This is a genomic window from Bacillus sp. 5mfcol3.1, from assembly GCF_900114335.1.
In the GTDB taxonomy this organism is placed as follows: Bacteria; Bacillota; Bacilli; order Bacillales; family Bacillaceae_G; genus Bacillus_A; species Bacillus_A thuringiensis_S.
Genome location: NZ_FOST01000002.1, coordinates 339,922 through 358,086 on the forward strand (window position 1 = coordinate 339,922; position 18,165 = coordinate 358,086).

Sequence of the window (18,165 nt, forward strand, 5' to 3'; positions counted from 1 at the left end):
ATAATGAAAATAACCATCATGAATGAACATTCATTTATTTTTTATGTATTTGAAGGGGGAATGAAGGTGGAAAAATCATGGTTGAAAAGTTATCCAGAGGAAATTCCGAGTACGATTTCTTATGATATTCAGCCGCTTCATAGATATGTAGAACAGATGGCTTCTCGCTACCCAGAAAAGAAAGCGCTTCACTTTTTGGGGAAGGATATTACGTTTTCGGACTTCCATGATAAGGTGAAGCGGTTTGCAAATTATCTTCAAAAACTCGGTGTGGAAAAGGGTGATCGAGTTGCTATTATGTTGCCGAATTGTCCGCAAGCTGTAATTGGTTATTACGGTACATTACTTGCGGGAGGTATCGTAGTACAAACCAATCCACTGTATACAGAAAGGGAATTAGAATATCAGCTTCATGACTCGGGAGCAAAAGTAATTCTTTGTCTCGATTTAGTGTTTCCAAGAGTAACGAATGTTCAATCTGCTACAAAAATTGAGCATATTATCGTAACTCGTATTGCAGACTTTTTACCATTCCCTAAAAATCTATTGTATCCATTTGTGCAGAAAAAACAGTCGAATTTAGTTGTGAAAGTATCAGAGAGTGAAACAATTCATCTTTGGAATTCAGTAGAAAAAGAAGTGAATACGAATGTTGAGGTGCCTTGTGATCCTGAAAATGATCTAGCTCTTTTACAGTACACAGGAGGAACAACCGGATTTCCGAAAGGAGTTATGTTAACGCATAAAAACCTCGTCTCTAACACGTTAATGGGAGTTCAATGGTTATATAATTGCAAAGAAGGAGAAGAAGTCGTTCTTGGGGTTCTTCCATTTTTCCATGTTTATGGTATGACAGCTGTTATGAATTTAAGTATTATGCAAGGATACAAAATGGTCCTTATTCCAAAGTTTGATATGAAAATGGTTTTTGAAGCGATTAAGAAGCATAAAGTGACATTGTTTCCAGGGGCACCAACTATTTATATCGCTCTTTTAAATAGTCCGCTTTTAAAAGAATACGATATTTCTTCTATTCGTGCTTGTATTAGTGGATCAGCACCACTGCCAGTAGAAGTACAGGAAAAGTTCGAAAAAGTTACAGGTGGTAAACTAGTAGAGGGATATGGTTTAACAGAATCCTCTCCGGTTACACATAGTAATTTTTTATGGGAAAAGCGAGTGCCAGGTAGCATCGGAGTTCCGTGGCCAGATACAGAAGCAATTATTATGTCGCTTGAAACTGGTGAGGCATTACCGCCAGGAGAAATAGGTGAAATTGTAGTGAAAGGCCCTCAAATTATGAAAGGATATTGGAATAAGCCAGAGGAAACAGCGGCTGTATTGCAAGATGGCTGGCTCCATACAGGTGATGTTGGCTACATGGATGAAGATGGGTTCTTCTATGTAAAAGATCGCAAGAAAGATATGATTGTCGCGAGTGGATTTAATGTGTATCCTCGTGAAGTTGAAGAAGTATTATATGAGCATGAAAAAGTGCAAGAAGTAGTGACAATTGGAGTTCCAGATCCGTACCGAGGAGAGACAGTTAAAGCATTTGTTGTGTTAAAAGAAGGTACGGAATGCTCTGAGGAAGAATTAAATCAGTTTGCACGTAAATATTTAGCGGCTTATAAAGTTCCGAAAGTATATGAGTTTAGAGATGAATTGCCGAAAACGACAGTAGGGAAAATTTTGCGCCGTGTTCTAATAGATGAAGAGAAGAGAAAGAATGAGGATGAGCAAACGGGCTAAGGCCCTTTCTTTTTGAAAAAATAGGATTGACACTTTTCTAAATAGTCAGTATTATAAGAATATGAATGACTATTCATTCAGTCATCTTCTTGAAGGGGACAGTAAAGTGAAGAAAAATAGACCGAAATACAATCAAATTATTGATGCGGCAGTCATTGTGATTGCGGAGAATGGGTACCACCAAGCGCAAGTTTCTAAAATCGCAAAGCAAGCTGGGGTAGCTGATGGCACGATTTATTTATATTTTAAAAATAAAGAAGATATATTAATATCCTTATTCCAAGAGAAGATGGGAGAATTTGTCGAAACAATTCGTCAAAAAACAGCAGGAATTGAAAGCGCTGTATCGAAGTTATTCATGTTGGTAGAAACGCACTTCTTGCTGTTGTCGCAAAATGATCCGCTTGCTATCGTTACGCAATTAGAGCTAAGGCAGTCCAATCAAGACTTGCGCCTTAAAATAAATGAAGTATTAAAAGGCTACTTACAAGTTATGGATGAGATTTTAGAGACTGGTATAAAACAAGGTGAATTTCAAGCAGATTTAAATGTTCGCGTGGCAAGACAAATGATCTTTGGAACAGTAGATGAAGTTGTGACCAATTGGGTAATGAGCGATCATAAGTATGATCTGGTCGCACTTTCAAAAACGGTACACGGGCTACTTATTGCAGCTTGTGGTTATCGTCAATAATGGGAGGGATCATGTTGAAATTCCTATCTGTAAGAGTTGAAGATCATATCGCGGTGGCGACGTTAAATCACGCACCAGCGAATGCGATGTCTTCACAAGTTATGCATGACGTTACTGAATTAATTGATCAAGTGGAAAAGGATGATAACATTCGTGTTGTTGTTATTCACGGTGAAGGACGTTTTTTCTCAGCAGGAGCAGATATTAAAGAATTTACATCTGTTACTGAAGCGAAGCAAGCAACAGAATTAGCACAGCTTGGACAAGTTACGTTTGAGCGTGTTGAAAAATGTTCAAAACCAGTTATTGCGGCAATTCATGGAGCGGCACTGGGCGGCGGCCTTGAGTTTGCTATGTCTTGCCACATGCGCTTTGCAACTGAAAGTGCAAAACTTGGTTTACCTGAATTAACACTTGGATTAATTCCTGGCTTTGCAGGTACACAGCGCTTACCACGTTATGTTGGGAAAGCGAAAGCTTGTGAAATGATGTTAACAAGTACACCAATTACTGGTGCAGAAGCATTAAAGTGGGGACTTGTTAACGGATTGTTCTCTGAAGAATCATTTTTAGATGATACGCTTAAAGTTGCAAAACAAATTGCTGGAAAAAGTCCAGCAACAACTCGTGCTGTACTAGAGTTATTGCAAACGACAAAATCGTCTCATTACTATGAAGGTGTACAACGTGAATCACAAATTTTTGGTGAAGTATTTACGAGTGAAGATGGAAGAGAAGGTGTAGCCGCATTTTTAGAAAAGCGTAAACCTTCATTTAGTGGCAGGTAGTTCAATTATTTTTTTAATATAAATTAACGGAAAATTAAAATTGATAGAATCTTTCTGAAAAACAAGGGGGTAAATGGAATGAACATCTACGTACTCATGAAACGAACATTTGATACAGAAGAAAAAATCGTAATTAAAAACGGTGCAATTTACGATGGCGAAGCGGAATTCATCATCAACCCTTACGATGAATATGCAATTGAAGAAGCAATTCAAGTAAGAGACGCACAAGGTGGAGAAGTTACAGTTGTAACAGTCGGTGGCGAAGATAGTGAGAAAGAACTTCGTACTGCATTAGCAATGGGCTGTGATAAAGCGGTATTAATTAATATTGAAGATGATGTAGAAAATGGTGACCAGTTCACGACAGCAAAAGTACTTGCTGAGTATTTAAAAGATAAAGATGCAGATTTAATTTTAGGCGGAAACGTTGCAATTGATGGTGCATCTGGACAAGTAGGGCCACGCGTAGCTGAAGCGTTAAATATTCCATATGTAACGACAATTACAAAACTTGAAATTGACGGTACAAATGTGAAGATTGAGCGTGATGTTGAAGGTGATACAGAAGTGATTGCAACTTCATTACCAGTTTTAGTAACAGCACAGCAAGGTTTAAATGAACCTCGTTACCCATCGCTTCCAGGTATTATGAAAGCGAAGAAAAAGCCACTAGAAGAATTAGAATTAGATGATTTAGATTTAGAAGAAGATGATGTGGAAGCAAAGACAAAAACAATTGAAATCTATTTGCCTCCTAAGAAAGATGCAGGAAAAGTGTTACAAGGCGAGCTGCAAGATCAAGTAAAAGAACTTGTATCGTTGCTCCATACAGAAGCGAAAGTAATCTAATAAAATACGAAATTATATATGCAGGAGGGAAAATCTATGGCTCGTAAAGTATTAGTAATGGGTGAAGTTCGTGATGGATCGCTACGTAACGTTTCGTTTGAAGCGGTAGCAGCAGCAAAAACAATTGCAGAAGGCGGTGAAGTAGTAGGTCTTCTAATTGGAGACAGCGTTGCCTCTTTTGCAAATGAATTGATTCATTACGGTGCAGATCGCGTTGTGACAGTTGAAAATGATAAATTAAAATCATATACATCTGATGGTTATGCACAAGCGTTTTTAGCTGTACATGCTGAAGAAAATCCAGAAGGTATTGTCTTTGGACATACGGCACTTGGTAAAGATTTATCACCAAAATTAGCAGCGAAGCTTGAAGCTGGTTTAGTTTCTGACGTAACTGCTTTAGAGGTTGAAGGTGGAAATGTTATCTTCACTCGTCCAATTTACTCTGGTAAAGCATTCGAGAAGAAGATTGTAACAGACGGCATCTTATTTGCAACAGTGCGTCCAAATAACATTGCAACTCTGGAAAAAGATGAGTCTCGCAGCGGTGACGTATCTTCTATTACAGTTGATGTGAAAGATTTACGTACAATTATTCAAGATGTTGTCCGTAAAACAGCAGAAGGTGTGGATCTTTCTGAAGCGAAAGTTATTATCGCTGGCGGACGCGGTGTGAAGAGTGAAGAAGGATTTAAACCATTAAAAGAGTTAGCTGACGTACTAGGCGGCGCTGTTGGGGCATCTCGTGGTGCTTGTGACGCTGAATACTGTGAGTACTCATTACAAATTGGTCAAACTGGTAAAGTTGTTACGCCAGACTTATACATTGCATGTGGTATTTCTGGTGCGATTCAGCATTTAGCAGGTATGTCTAACTCAAAAATAATCGTTGCGATTAATAAAGATCCAGAAGCAAGTATCTTCAAAGTAGCTGACTACGGTATTGTTGGTGACTTGTTCGAAGTTGTACCTCTTTTAACAGAAGAGTTTAAAAAGTTAAAAGTACATTCATGATTTAAGTACCCTTGAGTTCCAAGTGAAGTACCCCTATATATAGAAAAAGGTGAGAGATCCCCTGTCTCTCATCTTTTTAGTATTTAATCCATATTTTTATATAGTATAAAGGAACATTTTTTTGTTACAATACATAACGATACATATTATTCGCCACGTATATAAGTTAATGATATACTCTTGGTAGAATATACTTGAAGGAGGAAATAAAATGGCAATTGTAAACGCAAATGACCAAAGCTTCGCAGCTGAAACTAGCGAAGGTGTTGTATTATTAGATTTCTGGGCACCTTGGTGTGGACCTTGTAAAATGATCGCTCCTGTATTAGAGGAAATCGATGCAGAACTAGGCGAAAAAGTAAAAGTAGTAAAAGTAGATGTTGATGAGAACCAAGAAACTGCTCGTCAATTCGAAGTAATGAGCATTCCAGCTCTTTTCGTATTAAAAGACGGTAAAGTAGTTGATCAAACGTTAGGTTACAAACCGAAAGAAGCGTTAGTAGAATTAGTTTCTAAACATTTCTAAAATAAAAAAGCTACCAGTTGGTAGCTTTTTTTATTTTCTTTTTTACAGTCTTTCCGTTACAATAAAAGAACGTATGTTGGGTGTTTGAGCATAGTATGTTTTCAAGGGAAAATAAAAATGCTAAGTATGTAGAAATGGAGGGAGACGAGTGCACGAACATTTGAAAGAGAAGTTGGCTATTTTACCAGATCAACCTGGTTGTTATTTGATGAAAGATAAGCAAGGAACGGTTATATATGTTGGAAAGGCAAAAGTGCTTAAAAATCGTGTGCGCTCGTACTTTACTGGTTCACATGATGGGAAAACACTGCGGCTTGTAGGAGAAATTGTTGATTTTGAATATATCGTAACCTCTTCGAATTTAGAAGCACTTATTTTAGAGTTAAATCTAATTAAAAAATATGATCCGAAATATAATATTCAATTAAAAGATGATAAAACATATCCTTTTATTAAAATTACGGCGGAGAAGCAACCGCGCTTACTCATTACTCGAAATGTAAAAAAGGATAAAGGAAAGTATTTTGGTCCTTATCCAAATGCACAATCTGCTCATGAAACGAAAAAACTACTAGATCGTATGTATCCACTTCGGAAATGTACGAATATGCCAGATAAAGTTTGTTTGTATTATCATATGGGTCAATGCTTAGCGCCGTGTGTGAAAGAAGTGACGGAAGAACAAAATAAAGAAATTGTAGATGAAATTATTAAGTTTTTAAATGGTGGACATAAAGAAGTTCGTTCAGAATTAGAAGTAAAAATGTATGAGGCCTCAGAGAAACTAGAGTTTGAACGTGCAAAAGAGTTGCGTGATCAAATTGCTCATATTGATGCGATTATGGAAAAACAAAAGATGATTATGAGTGACTTAGTGGATCGTGATGTGTTTGGATATGCAGTGGATAAAGGATGGATGTGTGTTCAAGTTTTCTTCGTTCGAAAAGGAAAGCTAATTGAACGTGATGTTTCTATGTTTCCAATTTACGATGAACCAGAAGAGGGCTTTTTAACGTTTATCGGCCAATTTTATGAAAACAGTAGTCATTTTAAGCCGAAGGAAATTGTCGTTCCAGGAAGTATAGACTCGGAATTAGTAGAGCGCTTTTTAGAAGTAGAAGCGACACAGCCGAAACGTGGTAAGAAAAAAGACCTTGTAGAATTAGCAAATAAAAACGCGAAAATTGCTCTTGAAGAGAAGTTTTACTTAATTGAACGTGATGAAGAACGAACGATTAAAGCAGTAGATCATTTAGGGAAGCAGCTTGGGATTGAAACGCCGTATCGTATTGAAGCGTTTGATAACTCAAATATTCAAGGAACAAATCCTGTTTCTGCAATGATTGCTTTTATCGATGGGAAACCGGCGAAGAAAGAGTATCGAAAATATAAAATTAAAACGGTTCAAGGACCAGACGATTATGAGTCTATGAGAGAAGTTGTGAGGCGCCGTTATACAAGGGCCCTTAAAGAAAATTCACCTTTACCTGATTTGATTATTATTGATGGAGGAAAAGGCCATCTAGCGGCTGCAAGTGATATTCTAGAGAATGAGCTCGGATTATATATTCCGATGGCAGGTCTTGTGAAAGATGATAAACATAAAACCTCCCATTTAATTATTGGGGACCCACCGGAACCTGTGATGCTTGAGAGAAATAGCCAAGAATTTTATTTATTGCAGCGTATTCAAGATGAGGTGCATCGATTTGCGATTACATTCCATCGTCAATTACATGGGAAATCTGTCATTCAATCAGCATTGGATGACATTCCAGGAATAGGTGATAAACGGAAAAAGGTATTGTTAAAACATTTTGGTTCATTAAAGAAGATGAAAGAAGCTTCTATAGAGGAATTTGTCGAAGCGGGTATGCCGAAAAATGTCGCGGAGACGATTTATACGTATTTAACAGATAAGAAGACGTTGTAGTTTACAACGTCTTCTGTTTTTTGGTATAATTTCTGAAGATTTAAAATAAATGCATCTGAATGAAAATACAAAAAAGTCAACTAAACTGATATGTCTAGTTGACTGTAGGTAATGCTTACACTTCAATGAGATCTTTTATATCCCATTTTACAAGAAATGTAATAGAGTCAGAACGTTTTTTCTTTTCTTCGTATGACTCTGCAACGACGTTCCGTTGCTTTTGAATTTGTTCAGCGATGAATCCAGCTTCTAGTTGATAAGAAGAATGTCGTTTTTGTTTTTGACGTTCTGCAATGAGTGTGCCTTTAAGTTGGAACTGCATTTCACGACGCTTATGTTCAATAATGCTTAAAGTGCCCCAGCCAGCTTTTTCAAAGAACTGAATGACTTCTTCAATTGTTTCTAGCGGATATTTTCTTGCAAGGTTTCTACCAGACCAGTATAAAATACCATCTAAATCGTTGCCGATTAAATCAGGTAGTAATTCTTCACGTAGCAATTCATAAGCGAAGGCGTTCAATGAAACATCTTCTAAAGATGTTATATCGATTGTATTTTTACTCACAATATTCCCCTCTTTCTATAGGGATTATTATATAACATTTTTCATTTATAAAAACAGATTTTTCTTTAGGGAAATCTGAATATCTAAGAAGAAAAAAAGAATTGCCAAATTATATGCAAATTATGTATACGTTTTCTTGACGCTTCGACAAAAATAGGGGTAAAATGAACTTGTTATCAAATTATGCTGAAATATTTCGAATAATTTTTTCAGTTTTTCTTATGCCAATAGTGAAAAAACATTATTGTTATAAATTAATCTGAAAACAGCAGTCAAACATTCAAGGGGGTAATGGGGACATGAAAGGCCGCGAGTATACGTTTCGTAAGTGGCACTCATTAATGGGGGTCATCCCGGTTGGTGTCTTTTTGACGCAACATCTAATTGTAAACAACTTTGCAACAAGAGGAGCAGAGGCTTTTAACAAGGCTGCAGGCTTTATGGAGCTCCTTCCATTCCGGTATGCGCTAGAAATTTTCATCATCTTTTTACCGATACTGTACCATGCTATATATGGCTTATATATTGCATTTACAGCTAAGAACAATGCGGTTTCTTACGGTTATTTCCGTAACTGGATGTTCGTTTTCCAAAGAATTTCAGGTATCGTTACGCTGATTTTCATTTCTTGGCACGTCTGGGAAACTCGTATTCAAGCAATGTTAGGTAAAGAGGTAAACTATGATATGATGGCAGATATTTTAAACAATCCAGCTATGTTTGCATTCTACTTAGTTGGTGTTGTTTCAACAATTTTCCACTTTGCAAATGGACTATGGACATTCTGCATCAGCTGGGGAATTACAGTATCTCCACGTTCACAAAGAATCTCTACTTATGTAACATTAGCTATTTTCTTAGGTCTATCTTATGTAGGTGTGAGTGCATTATTAGCGTTCATCGATCCACAGCTAGCAAATCAGTAAGGAGTGGGAGAGCATGAAAGGAAAACTTATAGTAGTCGGCGGTGGCTTGGCTGGCTTAATGGCAACGATTAAAGCGGCAGAAGCAGGAGTAAATGTTGAACTGTTTTCTTTAGTACCAGTAAAACGTTCACATTCTGTATGTGCTCAGGGCGGAATTAACGGTGCCGTAAATACGAAAGGTGAAGGGGATTCTCCATGGATCCACTTTGACGATACAATTTATGGTGGGGACTTCTTAGCGAACCAACCACCAGTTAAAGCAATGTGTGAAGCAGCACCTGGTATCATTCATTTAATGGACCGTATGGGTGTTATGTTCAACCGTACGGAAGAAGGACTTCTTGATTTCCGTCGATTTGGTGGAACGCAACATCACCGTACAGCATTTGCTGGTGCAACAACTGGACAGCAATTACTTTACGCATTAGATGAGCAAGTACGTCGTCACGAAGTAGCAGGACTTGTAACGAAATATGAAGGCTGGGATTTCTTACGAGCTGTTGTTGATGATGAAGGTGTGTGCCGAGGAATCGTTGCACAAGACTTACAAACTATGGAGATTAAAAGTTTCGGAGCTGATGCCGTGATTATGGCAACAGGGGGCCCTGGTATCATTTTCGGAAAATCAACAAACTCCATTATTAATACAGGTACAGCAGCTTCTGCTGTATATCAACAAGGTGCATATTATGCAAATGGTGAGTTCATTCAAATTCACCCAACGGCAATTCCTGGAGACGATAAATTACGTCTTATGAGTGAATCTGCACGTGGTGAAGGTGGACGTGTTTGGACATATAAAGATGGTAAACCATGGTACTTCTTAGAAGAAAAATATCCGGCTTACGGAAACCTTGTACCTCGTGATATCGCAACGCGTGAAATCTTTGATGTTTGCGTAGAGCAAAAACTAGGTATTAACGGTGAAAACATGGTGTACTTAGATCTTTCTCATAAAGATCCGAAAGAACTAGATATTAAACTTGGTGGAATTATTGAAATCTATGAGAAATTTACAGGGGATGATCCTCGTAAACTACCAATGAAAATCTTCCCAGCTGTTCACTATTCAATGGGTGGACTATGGGTTGACTATAAGCAAATGACTAGTATTCCAGGTTTATTTGCAGCAGGTGAGTGTGATTATTCTATGCACGGTGGTAACCGCCTTGGTGCAAACTCACTATTATCAGCAATTTACGGTGGTATGGTAGCAGGACCAAACGCAATTGAATATATGAAAGGTCTTTCTAAATCATCAGATGCTGTTTCATCTACTGTATATGAGCAAAATGAATTAATCGAAACAGAGAAATTTAACAATATTTTAACGATGGATGGTAATGAAAATGCATATGTTCTTCATAAAGAGCTTGGAGAATGGATGACAGATAACGTTACAGTAGTTCGTGAAAATAAAAAGTTATTAGAAACAGATGCGAAAATTGAAGAGTTAATGGATCGTTACAAACGTATTAACATTAACGATACAGCGAGATGGAGTAACCAAGGTGCTTCATTTACACGTCAACTTGCAAATATGTTTGAGTTAGCACGTGTTATTACAATTGGCGCATATAACCGTAATGAGAGCCGCGGGGCGCATTACAAACCTGAATTCCCAAATCGTGATGATGCAAACTTCTTAAAAACTACTATGGCAAAATTTGAAGGAGAAGGAAATGCACCAGCATTCCATTACGAAGACGTTGATGTTTCATTAATTAAACCACGTAAACGTGATTATTCTTCAAAACATGATGTAGCTGCTAAGGGTGAAGAGAAGGGGGATAAACAACATGTCTGAGAAAACAATCCGCCTCATCATTACGAGACAAGATGGACCAGATGCACAAGAGTTTGACCAAGAGTTTGAAATTCCATATCGTCCTAATATGAATATTATTTCGGCGCTTATGGAAATTCGTCGTAATCCTGTTGATTCAAAAGGAAACCAAACAACTCCGATCGCATGGGATATGAACTGCTTAGAGGAAGTATGCGGTGCATGTTCGATGGTTATTAACGGAAAGCCACGTCAATCATGTACGGCTCTTATTGACCAATTAGAACAGCCAATTCGCTTAAAGCCGATGAAGACATTCCCAGTTGTACGTGATTTACAAGTTGATCGCAGTCGCATGTTTAATGCTCTAAAACGCGTTAAAGCTTGGATTCCAATTGATGGTACGTATGACTTAGGTCCAGGACCAAGAATGCCTGAGAAAAAGCGTCAATGGGCTTATGAGCTTTCAAAATGTATGACATGTGGTGTTTGCTTAGAATCATGTCCAAACGTAAACAGTAAGTCTGACTTTATTGGACCAGCGCCGTTATCACAAGCTCGTTTATTCAACTCACATCCAACGGGTGAAATGCATAAAGCAGATCGCTTACGTGCAATTATGGGAGATGGAGGACTAGCAAACTGTGGTAACTCTCAAAACTGTGTGCAATCATGTCCGAAGGGTATTCCTTTAACAACTTCAATTGCGGCATTAAACCGTGATACAACAATTCAATCGTTCAAAGATTTCTTTGGTAGCGATAATAACTATTAATAAATATTGCCTCTTCATCTTGAAGGGGCAATATTTATAACTTCATTTTTCAGTTTATTCTGTTTTTTTGGCAGGAAGGGGAGATAGCGTTGAAGAGAATTTCTTATATTGAAGACTTCGAGAAATGGGAAAGTGGTTTTTCATTTTACAATCCTGTAAAGGTTCGTTTTGGTGAAGTAGATATGTTTGGACATGTAAATAATGTCGTTGCTTTTACTTATTTTGAAGAAGCTCGTATCGCGTTGTTTAAAGAACTTGGATTTATGCAAGAGTGGACACATGCATCATCAGAAACGATGATCGTTGTTGCGGATTTACAATGTAATTTTATTAAGCAAATATATTTTGATGAACAGTTGAAGGTGTATGTAAAGGCAGGATCGGTTGGGAACTCTTCTTTAGATCTACATTATATGGTGAAGAATGCAGAAGGAGAGGTTTGTTTAGTAGGTCGTGGAATGATGGTTCAAGCGTCGAAAAAAACAGGAAGAGGCGAACCATGGCCTGAAGAATGGAAGAAGAAATTACTACAATGATAGAGTGAAAGAAAAATAAGAGAGCAATTTGCTCTCTTATTTTTTGTCTTCCATCGCTTCTTCTAATGTTAAGTGATGTTTATATAGGTATGTAGCGTATGGATTACCAACGTAGCGTAAGTGCCATGGTTCATATGCATATTCTGTTGTATCTGTTTTATCTTCTAAGTAACGAATGACAAAGCCGAATTCATGAGCGTGTTCCGCGACCCATTTTCCTTCTGCTGTCTCCCCGAAAATAGGCTCTAATTGAAATTTAGCTGTTTTTGAACTAATATCCATTGCTAAACCCGTTTGGTGTTCACTCGTACCAGGAATTGCGCTTACTGAATTAGCCTCAGCTTTTCCTTGACGCCTAACGTATGTATCATGCAACGATTTTTGGCGTTTGTATGAACGATAACCAGATACAGCTGTAAGATCAAGCCCTTCTTTTTTCGCAGCTTTGAACATGTTTTCAAGTGCCTCTGCAGCATCTTTGCGTAGCAATGTTTTTTCTTTATCTTTTGGACTAGCAAATGGTACGTTTGGTCTCGTTAAGTCTTCAGGAATGTATCCATCTGGTAGTTTTCGATGTTTATTAATTAAGACAAGATTAGATTTTGGATTTGTTACAACTGAAAAGTTATTGTCTATTTTCTTTGCATTATGATCAGCTTTTGGAAAAGCAGGAATCTCTTCTTTTGGGTGGTTAGTATGTTTTTGACTTTCGACAGCTTTCGCTTCATTATGTAGTGGTGATTTAGAACCAAAGTAAGTGAAAGATGTGATACCGATTACAATAGTAGTGGCAGAAATAATTATTATCTTTTTCATAATGCCTTGTAATCACAGTCCCTTCTTAATAAAATGTGTATCGTTTTTTTATTATAAGTCTAGTTTGTTGGAAAAGGAATATAAGAGTCATAACGTAATAGAAATGCAAAGAAAATGTCAGAAAATGTGTGAATTTGTAGTATTTTTTTATATAATTCATTTCTTATCTTTCATGAATTGCATTTTTTATGTAATATATATACATAAGAAGATGTAGCGATTATCGAGAATAAAGAACTTCTTGTATAGACTAGGAGTGAATGGGAATGGATTTTGCAACAATTATTGGACTTGTTTTAGGATTTTTAGCAGTGGTAGTAGGGATGGTCGTCAAGGGCGCTGACGTAACAGCCTTATTAAATCCTGCCGCAGCATTAATTATTTTTATCGGTACATTTGCTGCAGTATGTATTGCATTTCCGATGAATCAACTAAAAAGGGTTCCAAAACTATTTAAAGTTCTTTTTGGTTCAAATAAAAAGGATTTAAGTTATGAACAGTTGCTAGAATTATTTGTTCATTGGACATCTGAAAGTAGAAAATACGGTATTTTGTCTTTAGAGCAACAATTAGACAAAATTCAAGATGAATTTCTTTTGCGCGGTATGAAATTTGTGATTGATGGCGTATCCGCAGAAGATTTAGAGCAGATTTTGGAATCTGAATTAGAGGCAATTGAAGAAAGACATGCAAAGGGAGCTGCTATTTTTTCACAAGCTGGTACGTATGCACCGACATTAGGAGTTTTAGGTGCTGTTATCGGTCTTGTAGCTGCGCTTGGTAACTTAACTGATATTGAAAAGTTAGGTCATGCTATTTCGGGTGCGTTTATTGCAACGATTTTTGGTATTTTTTCAGGTTATGTATTATGGCATCCATTTGCAAATAAGTTAAAGCAAAAATCTTCAGCTGAAATTGAGAAAAAACGTTTAATCATTGATTGTTTATTAATGCTACAAGAAGGTACATATCCGTTTATTATGAAGAACCGCATTTTAGGTGCACTTTCTGCAACTGAGCGTAAAAAGCTAGAAAAAGGAGCAGAAAAAAATGCGGAGTAAGAAAAATAGAAGAGGCAAAAAGAAAAAACATGATGAGCATATCGATGAAACGTGGTTAATTCCATATTCTGATATGTTAACGTTGTTATTTGCATTGTTTATCGTTTTATTCGCAATGAGTAGTATAGATGCTGCGAAGTTTAAACAGATGGCAGTTGCTTTTCGAAGTGAATTAGCTGGGGGAACAGGTAACAAAGAATTTTTAAGTGATCAAAAGCCAAATGAGGAAAAAGAATTATCAGCAAGTAGCCTTGAGGCAGAACAAGCAAAAAAACAAGAAGAAGCTAGAGCTAAAGAAAAAAAAGAGATGGATGAATTGAAAGCATTACAAAAAAAGATTGATCAATATATTAATGAAAAACAATTATCCTCTTCTTTTCAAACTAAATTAACTGAAAAGGGATTAATGGTGACAATATTAGAAAATATACTGTTTGATTCGGGGAAAGCAGATGTGAAATTAGAATCTTTAGGGATTGCGAAAGAGATGTCTAGCTTACTTGTTTCAGCGTCACCTCGTGAAATTACAGTATCGGGTCATACGGATAATGTCCCTATTGCCAATGCGCAGTTTGCGTCGAATTGGGAATTAAGTACGCAGCGGGCAGTTAATTTTATGCAAGTATTACTGCAAAATAAAGAATTACAACCAGAAAAATTTAGTGCGATTGGATACGGAGAATACCGTTCAATTGCTCCAAACGATACACAAGAAGGAAAGGCAAAGAATAGACGTGTGGAAGTGTTTATCTTGCCTTTAACAGAGAAAGTAAAATAAAGAGGATGGCGAATGCCATCCTCTTTTATTTTACTTCAAATGATTTTAAGTTGTCGCGACGGATTTTATCTTTTTCTGCATCTGATTTTTTGAAATCATAATCATATAAAGCGCCTTCCCAATCGCCATACATTGGATTCGGGAAAATAATGAATTTCTCACCAAATTGTGCTTTTGAATCTTCTACTGTTTGGTTACGATCTTTTACAGATTTTCCATCAAAACCTGTGAAATCAGATAAGTTATCACCGAAGAATAAGACAATATCATGGGTTTGAGAAACGAGTTCACGGCGTTTTTCTTTTCCTTTTTCTTTCGGATCTTGTAGTAATATATGTTCTTTCGTTGCTTGAGGAGCACCTACACGCTCAAGATTTTTAATTGTTGCATCTAGTTGGTTCGTTTTACGATTTGAGATGTAGTAAATATCTACACCTTTAGACTCTGTATATTTTAAGAAATCAATTGCGCCTGGAAGGGCTTCAGCCTCAGCTTTATTAATCCAATCATCCCATTTGTAAGGATAGCCTTTGCCTGTTTTTACGCTCATTGCTTGATGAGGACTGTTATCTAAAACAGTTTCGTCTAAATCAAGTACGATAGCAGGTTTTTTCTCTGTCCCTTTTGCAAGAACTGCATCAAGCTTTAATTGACCGATATTGTACCCTTGGTAGTAAAGTGCTTTCGTTTCGCCAGCTGTTTGATACCATAAATCAGCCATTAATTGCTGTTCTGTTAATTTTACTTTCTCTTCTTTCGCCACTGTTTTCTCTGGTGTTCCTGAACATGCTACAAGTGATGTAGATAGAACCGCTACAGATAATAGAGTGGTAATGCCCCTCTTCATCTTCATATGTATCCTCCTTGATGTTAGAAAATCATTTTATATTATATATTAAAATATAATATTTTTATATGAACATTTGCATATTGTCTTTTGTATATATAGTAGTATGTCCTATATTAGAAAGATGAGCAAAATAATAATAGTTATTTTGACAAGTTTTATTGTCGTAATGACAATTATAATTGACAAAAAGGGTTTTGTTATTTACAATTTTAACTAAATAGAACAAATGATGGATTAATGACGGTGTTTACATATAAGAGGATGAAGTGTAGTGCTATATTTTTTCTTGAATAAACATAGTCTTTGAAAGAGAGTACGAATGATACTAAAGGGGAGGCTTTATACTTTGAGTTTACAAATTCAAAACTTAACGAAACAATTTGGGGAATCAAAAGCAGTTAACGGTTTGCAAATTTCGTTACCAAAAGGTGAAGTACTAGGATTACTTGGACGAAATGGTGCAGGGAAAACAACAACAATCAAAATGCTTCTCGGATTATTAACGCCTAATGAAGGTACGATTACGTGGGATGGAAAAGCATTTGGGGATAGTGGCGTAACAATTGGGTATTTACCAGAAGAAAGAGGTTTATATACAAAAAGTAGAGTAATAGATCAGTTGCGATATTTTGGTAGATTAGAAGGAATGTCGAAGAAAGAAGTAGATCAAGCTATTGATCATTGGTTAGAGCGTTTAGCGATACCAGAATATAAATTTAAAACGGCTGGAGAGCTTTCAAAAGGGAATCAGCAAAAAATCCAATTAATTGCTGCTCTTCTTCATAATCCGGAACTTCTCATTTTAGATGAACCATTCAGCGGCCTTGATCCAGTTAACGCCGGGATGTTAGCTAGTATTATTGAAGAACAAGTACAGAGCGGAAAGACGATTATTTTATCAAGTCATCGTATGGAACAAGTAGAGGCTTTTTGCCAACATGTATGTATTTTGAAAAAAGGTGAAGCAGTCGTAAAAGGACAGCTAAGTGATATTAAGAAAGAATACGGTTTCCGTAATTTAACGATTGAAGATACAGTAGAGAATGAAAAGGGATTAGAGGCTATACATGTATCGTATGAAAAACAACAAGGCCTTCTTTATGTGAAAGTACAAGACGATGCGGAAGCTCTCAAGATTTTGCAACAGTTGCAAGAGCAAGGTGTTAGCTTACGACAATTCAAAATGTTAGAGCCGACGTTAAATGAAATCTTTGTAGAGAGGGCGAAATAACGATGCGTAAATTTTCTCACGTATTTTCATTTTATTTTAGGGAAGCATTTTTATCTAAAAAATCATTAATTACGAGTGCCATTTTATTTTTAGTTGTGTTTGGGATTTTTGCATTTAATCATTTTACTTCAGGCGATGATAAAAATAAGGATAAAGATAAAATTGCAGTTGTAGTAGAGAGTTACACATATAAAGTACAAAAAGATGAGCTAAATAAGCTATTGCCATCAGCAAAAATAACACTTGGTTCAAAGGATGATTTTGATAAACTGCATAAGCAAGTAGAAGAAGGCGATTTAGATGGTCTATTCCATGTGACGGAAAAGGGTGGGGCTCCATCGATTACATATATGTATAATGGATTTCCAAGCCAAGCAACTTCTGCAATTATGGCAGGATATTTAAAGCAACAATATACGATGGTGACAATTGCCAAAAATAATGTTTCACCAGAAATTGCACAGCAATTACAAACAGAAATTCAAGTAAAGCAAGAAGCGATAAAAGATCGTACATCTTCTTTCGGAATTGCCTATTTCTTTACATTTGCTTTATATATGTTTATTGTAGCGTTTGGAAATACAATCGCAATGAATATTGCATCTGAGAAGGCGTCACGTGTAATGGAAGTAATGCTTCCGAAAGTGAAACCTCTTACGATGATGTATGCGAAAATTTTAGCGGTTGTTTCAACGGCTTTATTGCAACTTGTCATATTGGCGTGTGGTTATCTTATTCCATATTTGTTAGGTTGGGTCGATTTAGAAAGTGCCTCACTATTTGGTATTCCAATTGACTTTACGAAATTAGATGCAAAGGTTGTAAGCATGTTTCTTGTTTATTTCATTACGGGATATTTACTTTATGCAATGATGTATGCTGCTGCTGGAGCTGTCGTGTCTAAGACGGAGGATTTACAAGCTGTATCTTTCCCGGTAATGATTTTAATAATGGCTGCATTCTTCATTAGTATTAAATCATTAAGTGATCCGAATAGTACTATCGTTGTTGTAAGTTCTTACGTTCCATTTTTTACACCGATGGTTACCTTCTCACGTATTGTAGCTGGTGAAGCAGGTATGCTAGAAATTACGATAACATTAGCAGTCTTATTGGCGACAATTGCGATATTAAATGCTGTTACAAGCCGCATTTACGTAAATGGCGTAATGAATTACTCAGATAAAGTGAAATTTAAAGATTTAGCAAAATTTATAAAGCGTCAATAATGAGAGAAAAGCATGATTTCCTATTGAAATCATGCTTTTTCTTTATGTATAAA

Annotated in this window: 18 protein-coding genes; 15 read left to right on the plus strand and 3 right to left on the minus strand. The window is 36.6% G+C overall.

Features of this window, described 5'->3' with window-relative positions; all coding sequences use genetic code 11:
- Nucleotides 1-66: 66 nt before the first annotated feature.
- From BM089_RS11020 to uvrC, 7 genes are all read left to right on the plus strand, one after another.
- The gene (locus BM089_RS11020) at nucleotides 67-1,752 is read left to right on the plus strand and encodes a long-chain-fatty-acid--CoA ligase (protein ID WP_063548716.1); all 1,686 of its coding nucleotides are present in this window, start codon (nucleotides 67-69) and stop codon (nucleotides 1,750-1,752) included.
- Between the two features lie 61 nt (nucleotides 1,753-1,813).
- On the plus strand, nucleotides 1,814-2,446 hold the full coding sequence (locus BM089_RS11025; protein WP_002001012.1) for a TetR/AcrR family transcriptional regulator: 633 nt from the start codon (nucleotides 1,814-1,816) through the stop codon (nucleotides 2,444-2,446).
- An 11-nt stretch (nucleotides 2,447-2,457) separates the two neighbouring features.
- The gene (locus tag BM089_RS11030; protein ID WP_000911291.1) at nucleotides 2,458-3,234 is read left to right on the plus strand and encodes an enoyl-CoA hydratase; all 777 of its coding nucleotides are present in this window, start codon (nucleotides 2,458-2,460) and stop codon (nucleotides 3,232-3,234) included.
- A gap of 78 nt (nucleotides 3,235-3,312) precedes the next feature.
- Nucleotides 3,313-4,086: an electron transfer flavoprotein subunit beta gene (gene etfB, locus BM089_RS11035; RefSeq protein ID WP_001029028.1), complete on the plus strand. Its 774-nt coding sequence runs from the start codon at nucleotides 3,313-3,315 to the stop codon at nucleotides 4,084-4,086.
- 36 nt (nucleotides 4,087-4,122) lie between these two features.
- Nucleotides 4,123-5,100: an electron transfer flavoprotein subunit alpha gene (gene etfA, locus BM089_RS11040; RefSeq protein WP_000101946.1), complete on the plus strand. Its 978-nt coding sequence runs from the start codon at nucleotides 4,123-4,125 to the stop codon at nucleotides 5,098-5,100.
- A gap of 211 nt (nucleotides 5,101-5,311) precedes the next feature.
- On the plus strand, nucleotides 5,312-5,626 hold the full coding sequence (trxA, locus tag BM089_RS11045; protein WP_001018944.1) for a thioredoxin: 315 nt from the start codon (nucleotides 5,312-5,314) through the stop codon (nucleotides 5,624-5,626).
- Between the two features lie 148 nt (nucleotides 5,627-5,774).
- Nucleotides 5,775-7,559, plus strand: a complete 1,785-nt coding sequence (gene uvrC, locus BM089_RS11050; RefSeq protein ID WP_000544300.1) for an excinuclease ABC subunit C — start codon at nucleotides 5,775-5,777, stop codon at nucleotides 7,557-7,559.
- Nucleotides 7,560-7,674: 115 nt separating this feature from the next.
- Here uvrC and BM089_RS11055 read toward each other — a convergent pair whose 3' ends face one another.
- A complete protein-coding gene (locus BM089_RS11055; protein ID WP_000042214.1) occupies nucleotides 7,675-8,124 on the minus strand; it encodes a YslB family protein in 450 nt (149 codons plus the stop codon).
- A 299-nt stretch (nucleotides 8,125-8,423) separates the two neighbouring features.
- Between BM089_RS11055 and sdhC the strand changes: the two genes are divergently transcribed.
- The 4 genes from sdhC to BM089_RS11075 all read left to right on the plus strand — a co-directional run bounded on the left by sdhC (nucleotide 8,424) and on the right by BM089_RS11075 (nucleotide 12,147).
- Nucleotides 8,424-9,050: a succinate dehydrogenase cytochrome B558 gene (sdhC, locus tag BM089_RS11060; RefSeq protein ID WP_000678354.1), complete on the plus strand. Its 627-nt coding sequence runs from the start codon at nucleotides 8,424-8,426 to the stop codon at nucleotides 9,048-9,050.
- A 13-nt stretch (nucleotides 9,051-9,063) separates the two neighbouring features.
- Nucleotides 9,064-10,857 carry a succinate dehydrogenase flavoprotein subunit gene (gene sdhA / locus BM089_RS11065; protein ID WP_000676743.1) on the plus strand — a complete coding sequence of 598 codons (1,794 nt, stop codon included), beginning with the start codon at nucleotides 9,064-9,066 and terminating at the stop codon, nucleotides 10,855-10,857.
- Nucleotides 10,850-11,611: a succinate dehydrogenase iron-sulfur subunit gene (sdhB, locus tag BM089_RS11070; protein ID WP_001291830.1), complete on the plus strand. Its 762-nt coding sequence runs from the start codon at nucleotides 10,850-10,852 to the stop codon at nucleotides 11,609-11,611. Before sdhA ends, sdhB begins: the two co-directional genes overlap by 8 nt.
- Nucleotides 11,612-11,700: 89 nt before the next feature.
- Entirely contained in the window at nucleotides 11,701-12,147 is a 447-nt protein-coding gene (locus tag BM089_RS11075) for an acyl-CoA thioesterase (RefSeq protein ID WP_000822727.1), read from the plus strand.
- A 36-nt stretch (nucleotides 12,148-12,183) separates the two neighbouring features.
- Here the strand turns inward: BM089_RS11075 and BM089_RS11080 are convergent, their stop codons facing one another.
- Nucleotides 12,184-12,963, minus strand: a complete 780-nt coding sequence (locus BM089_RS11080) for a M15 family metallopeptidase (protein WP_000720211.1) — start codon at nucleotides 12,961-12,963, stop codon at nucleotides 12,184-12,186.
- A gap of 266 nt (nucleotides 12,964-13,229) precedes the next feature.
- Between BM089_RS11080 and motA the strand changes: the two genes are divergently transcribed.
- Together motA and motB are read left to right on the plus strand one after the other, a co-directional pair.
- Entirely contained in the window at nucleotides 13,230-14,024 is a 795-nt protein-coding gene (gene motA / locus BM089_RS11090) for a flagellar motor stator protein MotA (RefSeq protein WP_000344862.1), read from the plus strand.
- Nucleotides 14,014-14,802: a flagellar motor protein MotB gene (gene motB, locus BM089_RS11095; RefSeq protein WP_001256741.1), complete on the plus strand. Its 789-nt coding sequence runs from the start codon at nucleotides 14,014-14,016 to the stop codon at nucleotides 14,800-14,802. The genes motA and motB overlap by 11 nt, the downstream gene beginning before the upstream one ends.
- 25 nt (nucleotides 14,803-14,827) lie before the next feature.
- Here motB and BM089_RS11100 read toward each other — a convergent pair whose 3' ends face one another.
- Nucleotides 14,828-15,655 (minus strand): 5'-nucleotidase, lipoprotein e(P4) family, encoded by an 828-nt coding sequence (locus BM089_RS11100; protein ID WP_000782771.1) that lies wholly within the window; start codon nucleotides 15,653-15,655, stop codon nucleotides 14,828-14,830.
- A 343-nt stretch (nucleotides 15,656-15,998) separates the two neighbouring features.
- On the opposite strand from BM089_RS11100, the gene BM089_RS11105 reads away from it, so the two are divergent.
- Entirely contained in the window at nucleotides 15,999-16,883 is an 885-nt protein-coding gene (locus tag BM089_RS11105; protein WP_000058130.1) for an ABC transporter ATP-binding protein, read from the plus strand.
- 2 nt (nucleotides 16,884-16,885) lie between these two features.
- Nucleotides 16,886-18,112, plus strand: a complete 1,227-nt coding sequence (locus tag BM089_RS11110; protein ID WP_090976977.1) for an ABC transporter permease — start codon at nucleotides 16,886-16,888, stop codon at nucleotides 18,110-18,112.
- The last annotated feature ends 53 nt before the right edge of the window (nucleotides 18,113-18,165 follow it).